Raw genomic sequence first — 13,907 nt, forward strand, 5'->3', positions numbered from 1 at the left:
ATTTGATATTTGTCCGATTAAACCGTACATTTGCACTCCTGTTTAAGAATACAATAAAAATAGAATAGCGTCATGAAGAGAACATTTCAGCCATCGCAACGGAAAAGAAGAAATAAGCACGGGTTTCGCGAACGCATGAGCACAGCCAACGGCCGTCGCGTATTGGCAGCCCGCAGGGCAAAAGGCCGGAAACGTCTTTCCGTATCGGACGAGGGGCGCCACAAATCCTAATGTTGCATTACCGGTGATCGCTTGCATCCGGAGCCTTACCGGTTTCGGGGTACGTCATCGATAATGAGAAAGCATACATTTACCAAAGGAGAACGATTGTGTAGCAAAAGGTTGATTGACAGCCTTTTCCACGATGGTTCTTCTTTTTTTATATACCCCTATCGGGTAACGTTCCGTCCGGCGGATAAACAGGAATACCCGGTTCAGGTACTGTTTACTGTACCGAAGCGGCGTTTCCGGCATGCCGTCCAGCGCAATGTGCTAAAACGGCGTATGCGCGAGGCCTACCGGATACAGAAACCGGAGTTGTTGTACCCGCACATCGAATCGCTGCCGTTTACGTTGACGCTGGCCATTCAATATGCGGCAAATGAATTGCTGGATTATCCGCTGTTGTTTGCACGGATGACGGATGTATTGCGAAGATTACAGCATGAAAGCGCTCAGATTCATATGGGAGAAACTCATTAAGGCCGCTTTGGGCAGCATTTTTCTGGTGCTCATCCGCGCCTATCAGCTGCTATTGTCGCCAATGTTCGCTGCATCGTGCCGCTTCACACCCACCTGTTCGCAATACGGGCTGGAAGCCATCCGCAAATACGGCCCTTTCCGCGGTGGCTGGCTTACACTGAAGCGGATCTCCCGCTGTCATCCCTGGGGCGGGCATGGCCATGATCCTGTACCCTGACCACCAATCCCCGGTTATGGGTCACAAAAAATCCCTACCTTCGCACCATGTCCGCAAATCATATTCTTCAGCTTGAAACGGCCACGCAGGTATGCTCCGCCGCACTTTCCGTCAATGGCCAGACCATTGCCTTCCGCGACATCGATGAGCCTAATGTGCATGCCAGCCGGCTGACCCTGCTCGTCAGCGAGCTACTGGCTGAAGCGGGTCTTTCTTTCGCCGATCTGCAGGCGGTGGCGGTAAGCAAGGGCCCGGGCTCGTATACCGGACTGCGTATCGGTGTATCCGCGGCCAAGGGATTCTGTTATGCGGCTGATCTGCCGCTGATCGGCATCAGTACGTTGACCGCCATGGCGTCCGGTTTTGCCGAACAGAACCCCAGCCTTGTCCGGCCGGAAACGAAGCTGTGCCCCATGATTGATGCGCGCCGGATGGAAGTATATTCGGCCATGTACAGCCCACAGCTCGACATCACCCAGCCAACCGGTGCCCGCATCATTGATGCATCGTCGTTTGACGAGTTCGAAGATACGGGGGAAATTCTGCTGTTTGGCAGCGGGGCAGAAAAATTCGAAGAGCTGTTTGCCGGTCATCGTCATATTACCGTTATTCCCGGGTTTAAGAATTCGGCGAGCCACATGAGTGCGCTGGCTTATGCCGCTTGGCAGGCCGGCGATTTCGTTGACGTCGCTTATTTTGAGCCCGATTACCTGAAAGATTTTGTTGCCACGGCGCCGCGGCAGAAATGAATTATAACCACCCTTTCCGCTTAAACCAAAAGTAAATAGCAATCGAGAGTCCCAGCATCAGCGCCATGACCGCCGGATAACCATACGGCCACGCCAGTTCAGGCATAAACTTGAAGTTCATTCCGTATACGCCTACAATAAAGGTAAGTGGCATGAAAAAAACGGAAAAAACCGTCAGCACGCGCATGGTCTCGTTGGTGCGTTGCGAGGAAATCGAGAAATAGAGCGATAGCAATTGTGCGGTATTCTCCGAAAGGTTGTCGAAAAATGTCTGTGTGCGGATATACAGGTCGCGGAGGTCGCGCGTATATGCGGTGCTCTGTTCGGGGGTATCGATATTATCGATGATTTCATAAGACAGCAGCAGGATCTTCCGGATAACATCGATTTTACGTTTTACAAAATAAAGTCCGCGTAATATAGGCGATTTCTGCTGCCGCAGAAACACCCGCTCCTCGTAATAATCCAGTGTTTCCGACAGCTTAACGCTGGATAAGTCAAACGTCAGTATCGACTCCCGGATCAAGGTGTTCAGCAGGTGCAGCACATTATCGCACGTGCCGGAATCAATGCGTTTGCTTTTCACCGTTTCAATAAGTGGATGTTCCTTTTTGTGTACCGTAATCAGGTACGACTCATTGAAGAAGATGGCAATTTTATTGGTGAGTTCCTGTATCGTGTCTGCCTCGTGGACCGGTCGACTGTCCAATAACCGGAAAATCACGAACGTATAATGGTCAAACAGCTCATACTTGGGCAGGTGATCGGGCTGCATCCAGTCCTTGATGGAAGCCTCGTGCAACTGGAACCGGGTCGCTATCTGGTTAATTTCCTCATCGCTCGGTGACGATAGATCAACCCAGTCGAACCCGTTTTGGTCTTTTGAAGCAAAGGATTGGATCATAGCCGGTCGCGTTAAATCGTGAAATGAACCGAATGTCTAAAAAAAACTCGACTTTTGCGATGCTTTTTCTGATAAAAGTCTTTTTTTTGTTGTAAATGACGGTACTGCCACCGGGAACAAGACAAGATACATGCCAGTAACGATAGTCAGAAAGAAGCAGATTTTCCAACCGGACTCCAGCCGGGTCATCGCACGCTACCTATTTGCCGGAGATGAACGTGCGAAGCGCCTGATCAAGGCCGTTATGGCACTCACCGACCAGCGGCAGCGCGAAGTACTCAGCCAGGTGCAGCGCAAATACTCCACCAGGCATCGCAGTATCCAGCGGATATTTGTAAATCATTTCAAGCGGTTGACTCCACTCATGGAGCAGATGGAAATTGATCCGTCAAAATTACCCGAGCACCTGAAACTGCTGATCGGTGCTTATTTTACCATGGAGTATTCCATTGAGGCAGCGGCATTTTTTAACCCGTCGATTGTCCTGCACCCCGATCAGGACCAGCTGGCTCCCGGACAAAAGCGGATCATTATCAGTTTCCGGGCTACCGGCGAGGGACATATTTCGTCCATTGTATTCCGGCAGGGCATACTCGATGAGCGGCTGAATATCGAGATCGACAACCCCGGTAAAATGCTGGAAGTTCCCGAGCATGTCAAGAACCACACCTATCACAAGCGTTCGTTTCTCCGCAAGCTGCGGGAAATGTGGAGCGACAGCGGTTACCGCAACGATGAGGCCTACGAGATCATCAGTGACCAGCTTCAGGATGCCTTTACCTATGAGGAGCTGAAGCAGGCGCTCAGGGAGGTGCAGGTCAAGCTGGAACCACGGCAGGAAAACCTGGCATTTTTGCAGGAGGTCAGGTGGCTGGCTTCATCGCATTATGAAATGACATTCTCGGCAGATACCGCCGTTTGCGAGCGGGTTATTTTCCCCATTGCCGAAACGGAAAAAAACGGGATCGAAGACGCCCGGTTCGTCCGGTTTACCGACGACCGGGGAAAGGCTACCTATTACGCTACCTATACAGCGTACGATGGCATATCCATTCTGCCGAAGTTGCTGGAGACCGAGGATTTCCGGCATTTCAAAGTGATGCCCGTGCATGGTTACATTGCGCAGAACAAGGGGATGGCGCTCTTTCCACGCAAGGTCAACGGAAAATACGCCATGTTATGCCGGATTGATGGCGTGAACAACTACATCGCTTACTCCGACAGCGTCAACGTATGGCGTGAAGCTAAACTCATCCAGACGCCGGACCAACCCTGGGAACTGGTGCAGATGGGCAATTGCGGATCACCGCTGGAAACGCCCGCCGGGTGGCTCGTGATCACCCATGGCGTGGGTCCCATGCGCGAATATGTATTGGGGGCTTCCCTGCTTGACCTGGAGAATCCAGAGCGGGAAATCGGACGCCTCAAGCAACCGCTGCTTACGCCCAATAAAGTAGAACGGGAAGGGTATGTTCCCAATGTAGTATACTCCTGCGGAGCTTATATACACGAAGGCAAGCTGATTATTCCCTATGCGATGTCCGATTATGCCTCAACGTATGCCGTTGTCGACGTGAACGAACTGCTGGAACACCTGTTGGCCCGGGGCTGAGGTGCCGCCGGGCCCGGCGTTATTTTATTTCTTTTCGTTTTTGTAAACCGTATTCAGCGCTTGGAGCACTTCGTTGGTGATTTCCAGGCTCTCATCTGCATACAGTACCGCTGGATTGGCCGTAGAGTAGGAGAGCACCATTTTATACCCGTTTTCCTTGGCGTGTTTTTTCAGGTAATCCGTAATCCGTGAATACAGCTTTTCGTTTTCTGCCGCTTCTTCCTGGGCAAACGATGTGCTGGCATTCTGGTTGTGACGGGCAAGTTCATCCTGCTTACGGGCGAGCCGCTCTTCAGTGCTTTGCCGGTCGGCAGCACTCATGGTTGCTGCCTTTTGCTGGTAGTCAGCCACCTCACGCTGGAAGGCTGTACTACGCGATTGCAGGTCGGCCTGTGCTTTCTTGGCCTTGTCTTCCAGCCGGGTGCGTACATCTTTGAAGTATTCGTATTTTTCAAGCAGGGTGTCGGCATTTACATAGACGATCTTTTCCGTATTTGCCTGCGTGGAATCACGGCTGGCTGATGCGGCGGACGGTGCCGTTCCCTGGTTGTTGCAGGATATGACCGCGGCGGCGAGCACGGCGAATACGCCAGTTCTGGTAATCAATGCGGATGCGTTGTTCATGTTTTCTGTCTTTTTCTGATTTAAAGCACAAACCTAAGAAAAAATCCAGCATTTTCTGTTTTTTGTCCTCCTTTTTAACGGGGATTATCCAGGGTTATTATGCCGGGGTAAAGGTTTGGATTTACCGTTGTTTTTGTGTATTTTTGGGCATCGAATTTCAGAATGATAATGAGCGAAGAAAACAAAACCAAATCTACTTATTCAGCAGATAACATACAGGTATTGGAAGGACTGGAGGCCGTACGTAAGCGGCCTTCGATGTATATTGGCGATACCGGTGTCAAAGGACTCCACCATTTGGTATACGAAGTGGTTGATAACTCCATTGACGAAGCTGTAGCAGGTTACTGTGATGATATTCAGGTTGTTATCCATAAGGATAACGCCATTTCAGTTGAAGATAACGGCCGGGGTATCCCCACTGGTATCAACAAAAAAGAAAATAAATCCGCCCTTGAGCTCGTCATGACGGTGCTGCATGCGGGCGGCAAATTCGATAAAGATACCTACAAGGTATCCGGCGGCCTTCACGGTGTAGGGGTGTCCTGCGTGAACGCCTTATCCACTTTGCTGATTGCCGAGGTGTACCGGGAGGGGAAAATATTCAAGCAGGAGTATGAGCGGGGTAAGCCGATGTATGATGTAAAAACGATCGGCGAGAGCGAACGCACGGGGACGAAGGTGACCTTCCACCCGGATCCGGAGATTTTCAGTTTAACCACGGTGTATAACTACGATACGCTGGCAACCCGCCTGCGTGAGTTGGCTTTCCTGAACAAGGGTATCCGGCTTACATTGATGGATGAACGCGAAGATCAGCCTGACGGATCGTTTAAGAAGGACGTTTTCTTTTCCGAGGGCGGACTTAAAGAGTTTGTGAAATACCTGGATGGTACCCGCCAGCCGCTCATTCCGGAGCCGATTTATGTGGAGGGGGTAAAACAGGGAATCCCGGTGGAGCTTGCGCTGCAATACAACGATACCTATTCGGAAAACGTACACTCCTACGTCAATAATATCAACACAATCGAAGGTGGATCCCATGTCGCCGGCTTCCGCAGGGGACTGACCCGCACGCTGAAGTCGTATGCCGACAAATCCGGTTTACTTAAAAACCTGAAGGTGGAAATCACCGGCGATGACTTCCGGGAAGGACTTACCGCCGTGATTTCCGTGAAGGTTGCCGAACCGCAGTTCGAGGGGCAGACGAAGACCAAACTGGGCAACAACGAGGTGATGGGAGCCGTGGATATCGCCGTAGGGGAGATCCTGGGGATCTACCTTGAGGAGAATCCCCGTGAAGCCAAGGCCATCGTCCAGAAGGTAGCGCTTGCCGCACAGGCTCGTGCAGCTGCACGCAAGGCCCGTGATATGGTACAGCGTAAGAACGTGATGGGTGGCAGTGGTTTGCCCGGTAAACTGGCCGACTGCTCCAACAACGATCCGGCAAAATGCGAAATTTACCTCGTGGAAGGGGACTCCGCGGGTGGTACGGCCAAACAGGGCCGCGACCGCGAATTCCAGGCAATCCTTCCCCTGCGGGGTAAGATCCTCAACGTGGAGAAGGCCATGGAGCACAAAATCTACGAAAACGAGGAAATCAAGAACATGTTTACCGCCCTGGGCGTCAGCGTAGGCACCGAGGAGGACGGCAAAGCGCTGAACCTGGAGAAACTCCGCTACCACCGGATCATCATCATGACGGATGCTGACGTGGACGGGTCGCATATTACCACGCTGATCCTGACGTTCTACTTCCGCTACATGAAGGAGCTGATCGAAAATGGCTACGTATATATCGCCACACCGCCGCTTTACCTGGTGAAAAAGGGTAAGGAGCAGCAATATGCGTGGAACGATGATCAGCGGGATGCCGCTATCCAGCGCCTCAAGGGAACAGGTAAGGAAGACAGCGTGCATGTACAGCGCTACAAAGGCTTGGGTGAGATGAACGCCGAACAGCTTTGGGAAACCACCATGAATCCCGAAACACGGACGCTGCGCCAGGTAACCATCGAAAATGCCGCGGAATGCGATCACATCTTCTCGATGCTGATGGGCGATGAAGTGGCTCCCAGACGGGAGTTCATCGAGCGCAATGCGAAGTACGCCAAGATCGATACGTAGATCCTGTTATAATTTCTCGACCGCCTGCCCGTGCAGGTACCTCTTTTGGATACCCAATCGTGTTTCGGCTATTTGCGGACGGGACTCACTTTTGTCCTGAGCTGTGCGATGTCCTTTAAAATCTGCGTTGTATTGCTGTGGATTTCGATCTCCTCGCCAACAGGCCCGTCAAATGCCGGATTGTTTTCCTGTGTTATTGCCATTTCCGCCGTGATGTGGAAGGCATCCAGGATAATGGTTGGATAGAAGCATTTATTCGTGGTGGGTATCCGCTGGTTCAGCCAGTTCATGGAAGCGTAACGTAACGAGAACACCACGAAAGCGATGGCGCCGGCCGGCAGTTGCCTACGGCTGATCCAGTTAATTTCCGCCTGCTTATCCTGGTTAGCGAACGGAAAGCTGGCATGATCAATTAACCACATGTATCCTACCTTTTCCCGAAAGTGAAATGCGACGATGGCGATGGTAAACTCCAGGTCCATCCGCGGGCTGTCCGTTGGATAAGCAATGTCTTTCAGGATGTTGAACGTCGGGAGCGAAAACCGGAACTCCCCATCCGGCATACGCTCAACGAAGGGCTTTACGGAAACCAGCCGTTCAAATGGCGCGTCCGTATTGAACGGAAACCCGACGAGGGGCTGGAGGTCCGCATCGTGCAGATCGCGCTCCCCGATCTCCTTCCCGGATGCCCGTATACAGGCCGCTACTGCGGCATTTAACCGCAATGACATTTTGCTGTCGCATTCGTCGTAGAAGGGGCGCATAACCTCCCGGAGTGCCCGTGCCTGGGTACTTGCCAGCCCAAATTCCAGTGCATTTAATTTCGTAGCCAGGGTTTGCTTTACCCGGCCCGGCATTACCTGCATGATCTGTTTATCTCCGGCTGTCCGGTATACGGTGTTATTCAGCTTGCCATGGATCTTGCCTTTTCTGTCTTGTATAGCCATAATGAAATACTATTGTGTAATATGATTAGGTTTTGCTATTTTGGTTTATCCTCTACGCATGCCAACATCCCACCGTACGGCCCTGCCGGGCTTGTATCCCCCACCACAGTGTCTTGTCACCTGCTTCGGGGTCAATCAGTCGTCCGGCTATCGTGCATCCGGCATGAGTCCAGGTATTTATCGATGAAAACTGGACTCACCCTGGACTCACTATGGACTCACCCTGGACTCACTCCGAAGAAGGTGCGGGCAGCATATCCACCCGGTCCCGTACCGGTATGCTTTTGCCAGGTCAAATCAATCAGCAGAAATAGGTTACGTTTAGTTGCTGAACCAAAGGTAATGGTTTACATCCTTAATCCCAAATCGGCTGCGTTTCAATGAGATGCAAATCGTGCTGGCATATGACTCATGGAGGGGCTGACCGGTTATGTTGTTTAAAATAGTATATTGCAGTTTGATAAACCTTTTTTGCACTAAACATGTCAAAAATGAATAGGAAGGATAAAAACGATCTCTTTATCATGGGGCTGTTTATGGCGGCCGTTTTCTCATCGTGTTCAGGTACCCCATCGGACAAGACAGATCCGCCAAACGATATCACCGGACGGTACCATCTTCCCGCGCTGGTGGATTCAACTAATAGCGCTTACCTGCGGGGTGAGCTGATTTATTCGCTGGACAATAGGCCTGCTCCACAAAGTCATGCTTCGACCATCGTGGAAACACCGGACGGTATGGTCGCCGCTTTTTTTGCCGGTACCCATGAAGGCAATAATGATGTGGGCATCTGGATTTCGAGATTGGTGGACGGAAAATGGACAAGGGCTCAGGAAGCCGCTAACGGCATCCAAAGCGACACACTCCGGTATCCCTGCTGGAATCCGGTGTTGTTTCAACCCGAAGGCGGAGACCTGATGTTATTTTATAAGATTGGTCCCGGACCGCAAACCTGGTGGGGCATGGTAATGACTTCGTCGGATAACGGACGATCGTGGTCCGAACCGCGGAAACTGGGGGAAGACCCGAAGATCGGATCATTGCTGGGGCCGATAAAAAATAAACCGATACAGCTGGATGATGGGACGATTATCAGTCCAACAAGTATCGAATATCCGAAAGGAGACGGGGCGGACCAGGACTGGCGGGTTTATTTTGAGATCAGCAAAGACCTGGGACGTACCTGGGAAGTGGTAGGGCCGATTAATGATGGTGTTGAATTTGATGCCATTCAGCCCAGTATACTCACGTATCCCGGCGGCAGGCTTCAGGTGATCTGCCGTACACGGCAGGGGGTGCTGGCAGAAAGCTGGTCGGACGATCAGGGTCGCACGTGGAGTGCGATGACCGCCATGGACCTGCCTAATCCGAATTCAGGGACGGATGCGGTGACATTGCGTGACGGTCGGCAGCTGCTGGTATACAACCACTCCACGAAAGAGGGAGAAGAACCTAAAGACCGGAACATCCTCAACGTGGCCGTGTCGGCGGATGGAAAGGACTGGACACCGGTAATGACCCTTGAAAATGAACCCGTCGAAGATGGCTATGCTTATCCGGCAGTTATACAGGCATCCGATGGGTACGTACACATTACCTATACATACAACAGAAGGTCAATCAAGCATGTTGTACTTGATCCTTCGGGCATTTAACCATTGTACGTATGCATTCATCGTGGTAATGTGTAGGTACTAAGTAACATGGCGGCATCGCCAAACACAAACAACATGCCGCATTTGACAATGGTTTTTTTATATTCGCATGGAGATCGTAATCGTCTTTAACCACCAATTTTATAACCATGAACAGAATTGTATTCATCCGTATGTTTACCGCTACCTGCGGGCTGCTTTTCCTTTCTTTATGGGGTGTTGCGCAAACCCAGTCGCGTTCCGCCCAGTTGATCCAGGTACTGGTAACCCCTAATAAGGCAGACTGGACCTACGCGCTGGGGGAGGAAGCTTCCTTTGAAGTGACTGTATTGAAGCATCAGGTGCCGGTTGAAAATGCGACCGTTAGCTACCGGATCGGACTGGAAAAAATGCCACCCACCCAATCGGGTGAAGCCACCTTGTCTTCCGGTACCGTCGTGGTAGGCAAAAAAGCCACGCTGGACACCCCGGGTTTTCTGCGGTGTGAAGTGCGTGTCACGGTTGACGGTGCGGATTACCGGGGATTTGCCACGGCCGCCTTTGCACCGGAATCCATACAGCCTACCCAGCAGCTTCCCAACGATTTCTGGACCTTTTGGAATGCCGCCAAAGCCGAGGCTGCTAAGGTTCCGATGGATGCAAAACTGACCCTGCTTCCCGGGCGTGGCACGGAAACAGTGGATGTATACGAAGTTAATATCCAGAACTACGAGCTGGGCACGCGGTTATACGGTATTCTCGCGCGCCCGAAAAAGCCCGGAAAATATCCGGCTGTGCTCCAGGTGCCAGGTGCTGGCATCCGTCCTTATGCCGGCCTCATTGAGCTGGCAGCGGAAGGCATGATTACGTTGCAGATCGGTATCCACGGTATGCCGGTAACCTATGAGACTGGCCTTTATAACGACCTGGGTGCCGGCGCGCTCCGGGGCTATCAGTTCTTTAATATGGACGACCGCGACCGGTATTACTATAAGCGGGTATACCTGGGCTGTGTGCGTGCCATTGACTACCTTTATTCGCTTCCTGAGTTCGACGGCAACAACCTGGCCGTCTGGGGAGGCAGCCAGGGCGGCGCGCTGGCGATTATTACGACAGCATTGGACAATCGGGTGAAGTACCTGGCTTCGTTTTACCCGGCACTGAGCGACCTCACCGGATACCTTCATGGCCGTGCCGGCGGATGGCCGCATATGTTCAACGAAACGAATGCACCGTTTATGGCCAAAGACGATAAAATTGCCGTGTCGGCCTATTATGATGTGGTCAATTTTGCACGCTCGGTAAAGGTACCCGGCTTTTACAGCTGGGGCTATAATGACGAAACCTGTCCGCCCACCTCATTTTATGCCGCCTACAATCAGATAAAGGCCCCCAAGGAACTCTACCTCGTACAGGAAACGGGACATTGGACGTTTCCGGAGCAGCAGATCAAAGTGCAGGAGTGGCTGGTTGCGCAGCTGCGGCGGTAATGTCCGGACAAATGTCCCAAAGATTTCAGGCAGCGGGACAGCGCTGCGGGTATCGCCTTTGATTACTGGCTAAAATTTCCCAAATTTGGGAAATGCGCAGTAAATTTCTTTTTGGGGCCGTCATTATCCTGGCGGTAATCGGCCTCGTCAGCATGTGGTGGTTACCCGTGCTGTGGAGCTTGGTTATCGTTTTGCCGCTGGTGACGCTGGGGATAGTTGATATGATCCAGACCCGGAAAGCCATCCGTCGGAATTTTCCGCTGTTCGGCCGGTTGCGTTACCTCTTTGAAAGCATCCGACCGGAAATACAGCAGTATTTTGTCGAAAGCGATACGGCCGGCCGGCCCTTCAACCGGCTGCACCGCAGCCTGATTTACCAGCGGGCTAAGCGCGAGCTGGATACCACGCCGTTCGGCACACAGCTTAACGTATACGACAACAATTACGAGTGGCTCAATCACAGCATCAACGCACTCGATTTCTTTAAGATCAACGAACACCCGCGCGTGGTGGTGGGTGGCCCGGAATGCACGCAGCCTTACTCGTCAAGTGTGTACAACATCTCCGCCATGAGCTACGGTTCCCTGAGTAAGAATGCGATCCTGGCGTTAAGCGAGGGCGCTAAAATCGGCAACTTTTACCACAACACCGGAGAAGGCGGCCTGAGCGATTATCACCTGGCAGGGGGCGGCGACCTGGTCTGGCAGATCGGGACGGGGTATTTCGGCTGCCGTCATCCCGATGGGAACTTCAATCCCGAGGCGTTTGAGATAAAGGCACAGCATCCGCACGTGAAGATGGTGGAGATCAAACTCTCCCAGGGAGCAAAACCGGGTCATGGCGGCATACTGCCAGCCGCCAAGGTAACGGAAGAGATTGCCCGTATCCGGTTGGTGGAAAAGGGAAAAGAGGTGGATTCGCCACCTTATCACCGTGCATTTACTACACCGATTGGCCTGCTGGAGTTCGTCAAACAGCTACGCGAACGCTCCGGTGGCAAGCCGGTGGGATTCAAGCTTTGTATTGGGCACCGAAGCGAGTTTGTCGCCATTTGCAAGGCCATGATACAGACGGGTATTTATCCCGATTTCGTAACTGTTGACGGGGGCGAGGGCGGTACCGGCGCGGCGCCCCTGGAATTCTCCAACTCCGTGGGCATGCCGTTGCGCGACGCGCTGGCCTTTGTATATGACTGCCTCACCGGGTTTGGCCTCAAGCAGCATATTAAAATCATCGCATCGGGTAAGATTGTCACGGGATTTGACCTGGTCAAGTATTTTGCGCTGGGAGCCGACATCTGCAACAGCGCCCGGGGCATGATGATGGCACTGGGGTGCATCCAGGCACTGGAATGCAATACCAATACCTGCCCTACGGGGGTAGCGACGCAGGACCCGGAACTCGTGAAAGGGCTGGTTGTGGCCGATAAGAAGGTGCGCGTTGCCAACTTCCATCACGATACGGTAAAGAGTGCGGGCGAATTGATGGGAGCTGCCGGCATCAAGCATCCGGATGATATCCACCGGATTTATATCCATCGACGTGTTTCCGCCAGCCGCATTGAAACGTACCTGGACAGTTATCCCTATATCCCCAGCCGCTGCCTGTTGCAGCCGCCCTATCCCAAATCCTTTGAACTGCTGATGAAGGTCAGCCGCGCGGAATCCTTTGAACCCAGCTTTGAAGATGTCGATTTCGAAAAATATGCCTGGGCGAAGAAACCCATGACGGGTTAGTTACAGTCCGAGATGTTGCTTCAGCTCGCTGGCCGCCGAACGACCGGCACGGTTTGCACCGATGGTGGAGGCGGAGGGACCATAGCCCACCAGGTGAATGCGCGGATCTTTGGCTACCTGCGTGGCCAGCCTGCCAGCCATGACGATGCCGCCGTTGGGTTCGCGCAGCATCAGCGGAAGCAGGTGATCAAGCGAGCTCCGGAAGCCGGTACACCACAGAATCACATCTGCATTGACCGTATGGCCATCGGCCCACCGTACACCCTGTTCGGTGATTTCGCTGAACATGGGCTGCCGGTTGAGCACGCCGCGGGCCTGCATGGCCGTGATGGCAGGCGTCAGGGGGAGCCCGGTGACGGACACGACGGAAGCGGGGGGCAACCCGCGCCGTACCCGGTCTTCGACCATTGCCACGGCTGCGCGGCCGTCTTCTTCGGTAAAGGAGCCCTCCCGGAATGCCGGAGGCCGCCGCGTGACCCATGTGGTAGTCGTTACCCGGGAGATTTCGTCAAGCAACTGTATGGCGGAAATACCCGCGCCGACAATTACTACGTGCTTACCGAGGAAGGCATCCGCTGAGCGATAATCCTTCGTGTGCAGTTGGGTGCCCTGGAATCGCTGGGCACCGGGGTATTCGGGGATATATGGTGTTTCCCACGTCCCGGTAGCATTGATGATGCCCTGTGCCGAAAAGAGTCCCCGGTCGGTTTCCACCCGAAAGCGGTCGACCCGGTCACAGATCACCACCACCTTTACCGGCCGGTAAACCTGCAGGTCAAATGCCCGTTCATACGCCTCGAAATAGTGGGGTACCGCCACACTGGCCTGTACGGTCGTGTCCCCATCCGCTATCGTATCGGCAAAGCGCATGCCCGGCAGGTCGTGGATGCGGTTGACGGTACTCAGCGTAAGCGACGGCCAGCGGTGCTGCCAGGCTCCGCCCGGGCGGGGCGACTGATCGAGTACGACAAAACCCTTGCCGGCCGGGACACCCAGTTTGCTGAGGTGATAAGCCGAAGACAGTCCTGCCTGGCCGGCGCCGATAACCACAATATTGGTTTTGTATATTGCCTGCGTCGATTGTCCGGGGGATGAATGGGAATGCGAAGCCATATCTTTTGTGACTAAAATAGCAACAAAATACCGAAGTACAAAGATTGCATTA

General features: G+C 52.9%; 13 protein-coding genes. 9 read left to right on the top strand and 4 right to left on the bottom strand.

The window, feature by feature from the left end; translation table 11 throughout:
- The first annotated feature begins 72 nt into the window (after positions 1-72).
- From rpmH to tsaB, 4 genes are all read left to right on the top strand, one after another.
- On the top strand, positions 73-231 hold the full coding sequence (gene rpmH, locus NEV57_RS07805) for a 50S ribosomal protein L34 (RefSeq protein WP_132224529.1): 159 nt from the start codon (positions 73-75) through the stop codon (positions 229-231).
- 63 nt (positions 232-294) lie between these two features.
- Positions 295-702 (top strand): ribonuclease P protein component, encoded by a 408-nt coding sequence (locus NEV57_RS07810; protein ID WP_257657751.1) that lies wholly within the window; start codon positions 295-297, stop codon positions 700-702.
- Positions 665-919, top strand: a complete 255-nt coding sequence (gene yidD / locus NEV57_RS07815; RefSeq protein ID WP_257657752.1) for a membrane protein insertion efficiency factor YidD — start codon at positions 665-667, stop codon at positions 917-919. Before NEV57_RS07810 ends, yidD begins: the two co-directional genes overlap by 38 nt.
- Before the next feature lie 47 nt (positions 920-966).
- Positions 967-1,668, top strand: a complete 702-nt coding sequence (tsaB, locus tag NEV57_RS07820; RefSeq protein WP_257657753.1) for a tRNA (adenosine(37)-N6)-threonylcarbamoyltransferase complex dimerization subunit type 1 TsaB — start codon at positions 967-969, stop codon at positions 1,666-1,668.
- 1 nt (position 1,669) lies between these two features.
- Here tsaB and NEV57_RS07825 read toward each other — a convergent pair whose 3' ends face one another.
- Positions 1,670-2,572: a magnesium transporter CorA family protein gene (locus tag NEV57_RS07825; RefSeq protein WP_257657754.1), complete on the bottom strand. Its 903-nt coding sequence runs from the start codon at positions 2,570-2,572 to the stop codon at positions 1,670-1,672.
- 130 nt (positions 2,573-2,702) lie between these two features.
- Between NEV57_RS07825 and NEV57_RS07830 the strand changes: the two genes are divergently transcribed.
- Positions 2,703-4,184 (top strand): glycoside hydrolase family 130 protein, encoded by a 1,482-nt coding sequence (locus tag NEV57_RS07830; protein WP_257657755.1) that lies wholly within the window; start codon positions 2,703-2,705, stop codon positions 4,182-4,184.
- 24 nt (positions 4,185-4,208) lie between these two features.
- On the opposite strand, the gene NEV57_RS07835 is transcribed toward NEV57_RS07830, so the two are convergent.
- Positions 4,209-4,808 carry an OmpH/Skp family outer membrane protein gene (locus tag NEV57_RS07835; RefSeq protein WP_257657756.1) on the bottom strand — a complete coding sequence of 200 codons (600 nt, stop codon included), beginning with the start codon at positions 4,806-4,808 and terminating at the stop codon, positions 4,209-4,211.
- Between the two features lie 168 nt (positions 4,809-4,976).
- On the opposite strand from NEV57_RS07835, the gene gyrB reads away from it, so the two are divergent.
- Positions 4,977-6,935 (top strand): DNA topoisomerase (ATP-hydrolyzing) subunit B, encoded by a 1,959-nt coding sequence (gene gyrB, locus NEV57_RS07840; protein WP_257657757.1) that lies wholly within the window; start codon positions 4,977-4,979, stop codon positions 6,933-6,935.
- 68 nt (positions 6,936-7,003) lie between these two features.
- On the opposite strand, the gene NEV57_RS07845 is transcribed toward gyrB, so the two are convergent.
- Positions 7,004-7,882: a hypothetical protein gene (locus NEV57_RS07845; RefSeq protein WP_257657758.1), complete on the bottom strand. Its 879-nt coding sequence runs from the start codon at positions 7,880-7,882 to the stop codon at positions 7,004-7,006.
- A 491-nt stretch (positions 7,883-8,373) separates the two neighbouring features.
- Here NEV57_RS07845 and NEV57_RS07850 point away from each other — a divergent pair, with 491 nt between their 5' ends.
- The 3 genes from NEV57_RS07850 to NEV57_RS07860 all read left to right on the top strand — a co-directional run bounded on the left by NEV57_RS07850 (position 8,374) and on the right by NEV57_RS07860 (position 12,742).
- Complete coding sequence (locus NEV57_RS07850; protein ID WP_257657759.1) at positions 8,374-9,537, top strand: sialidase family protein; 1,164 nt, start codon at positions 8,374-8,376, stop codon at positions 9,535-9,537.
- 149 nt (positions 9,538-9,686) lie between these two features.
- Complete coding sequence (locus NEV57_RS07855) at positions 9,687-11,006, top strand: acetylxylan esterase (RefSeq protein ID WP_257657760.1); 1,320 nt, start codon at positions 9,687-9,689, stop codon at positions 11,004-11,006.
- 92 nt (positions 11,007-11,098) lie between these two features.
- Entirely contained in the window at positions 11,099-12,742 is a 1,644-nt protein-coding gene (locus NEV57_RS07860; protein WP_257657761.1) for an FMN-binding glutamate synthase family protein, read from the top strand.
- On the opposite strand, the gene NEV57_RS07865 is transcribed toward NEV57_RS07860, so the two are convergent.
- Complete coding sequence (locus NEV57_RS07865) at positions 12,743-13,855, bottom strand: NAD(P)-binding domain-containing protein (RefSeq protein ID WP_257657762.1); 1,113 nt, start codon at positions 13,853-13,855, stop codon at positions 12,743-12,745. It lies immediately after the preceding gene.
- Positions 13,856-13,907 lie beyond the last annotated feature (52 nt).

The organism is Parapedobacter lycopersici, from assembly GCF_024643285.1.
GTDB classification, from domain to species: domain Bacteria; phylum Bacteroidota; class Bacteroidia; order Sphingobacteriales; family Sphingobacteriaceae; genus Parapedobacter; species Parapedobacter lycopersici.

Excerpts from the sequence above, each read along its gene's own strand:
- rpmH (WP_132224529.1), top strand. The coding sequence starts at position 73 with ATGAAGAGAACATTTCAGCCATCGCAACGGAAAAGAAGAAATAAGCAC.
- NEV57_RS07810 (WP_257657751.1), top strand. The coding sequence starts at position 295 with ATGAGAAAGCATACATTTACCAAAGGAGAACGATTGTGTAGCAAAAGG.
- yidD (WP_257657752.1), top strand. The coding sequence starts at position 665 with ATGAAAGCGCTCAGATTCATATGGGAGAAACTCATTAAGGCCGCTTTG.
- tsaB (WP_257657753.1), top strand. The coding sequence starts at position 967 with ATGTCCGCAAATCATATTCTTCAGCTTGAAACGGCCACGCAGGTATGC.
- NEV57_RS07825 (WP_257657754.1), bottom strand. The coding sequence starts at position 2,572 with ATGATCCAATCCTTTGCTTCAAAAGACCAAAACGGGTTCGACTGGGTT.
- NEV57_RS07830 (WP_257657755.1), top strand. The coding sequence starts at position 2,703 with ATGCCAGTAACGATAGTCAGAAAGAAGCAGATTTTCCAACCGGACTCC.
- NEV57_RS07835 (WP_257657756.1), bottom strand. The coding sequence starts at position 4,808 with ATGAACAACGCATCCGCATTGATTACCAGAACTGGCGTATTCGCCGTG.
- gyrB (WP_257657757.1), top strand. The coding sequence starts at position 4,977 with ATGAGCGAAGAAAACAAAACCAAATCTACTTATTCAGCAGATAACATA.
- NEV57_RS07845 (WP_257657758.1), bottom strand. The coding sequence starts at position 7,882 with ATGGCTATACAAGACAGAAAAGGCAAGATCCATGGCAAGCTGAATAAC.
- NEV57_RS07850 (WP_257657759.1), top strand. The coding sequence starts at position 8,374 with ATGAATAGGAAGGATAAAAACGATCTCTTTATCATGGGGCTGTTTATG.
- NEV57_RS07855 (WP_257657760.1), top strand. The coding sequence starts at position 9,687 with ATGAACAGAATTGTATTCATCCGTATGTTTACCGCTACCTGCGGGCTG.
- NEV57_RS07860 (WP_257657761.1), top strand. The coding sequence starts at position 11,099 with ATGCGCAGTAAATTTCTTTTTGGGGCCGTCATTATCCTGGCGGTAATC.
- NEV57_RS07865 (WP_257657762.1), bottom strand. The coding sequence starts at position 13,855 with ATGGCTTCGCATTCCCATTCATCCCCCGGACAATCGACGCAGGCAATA.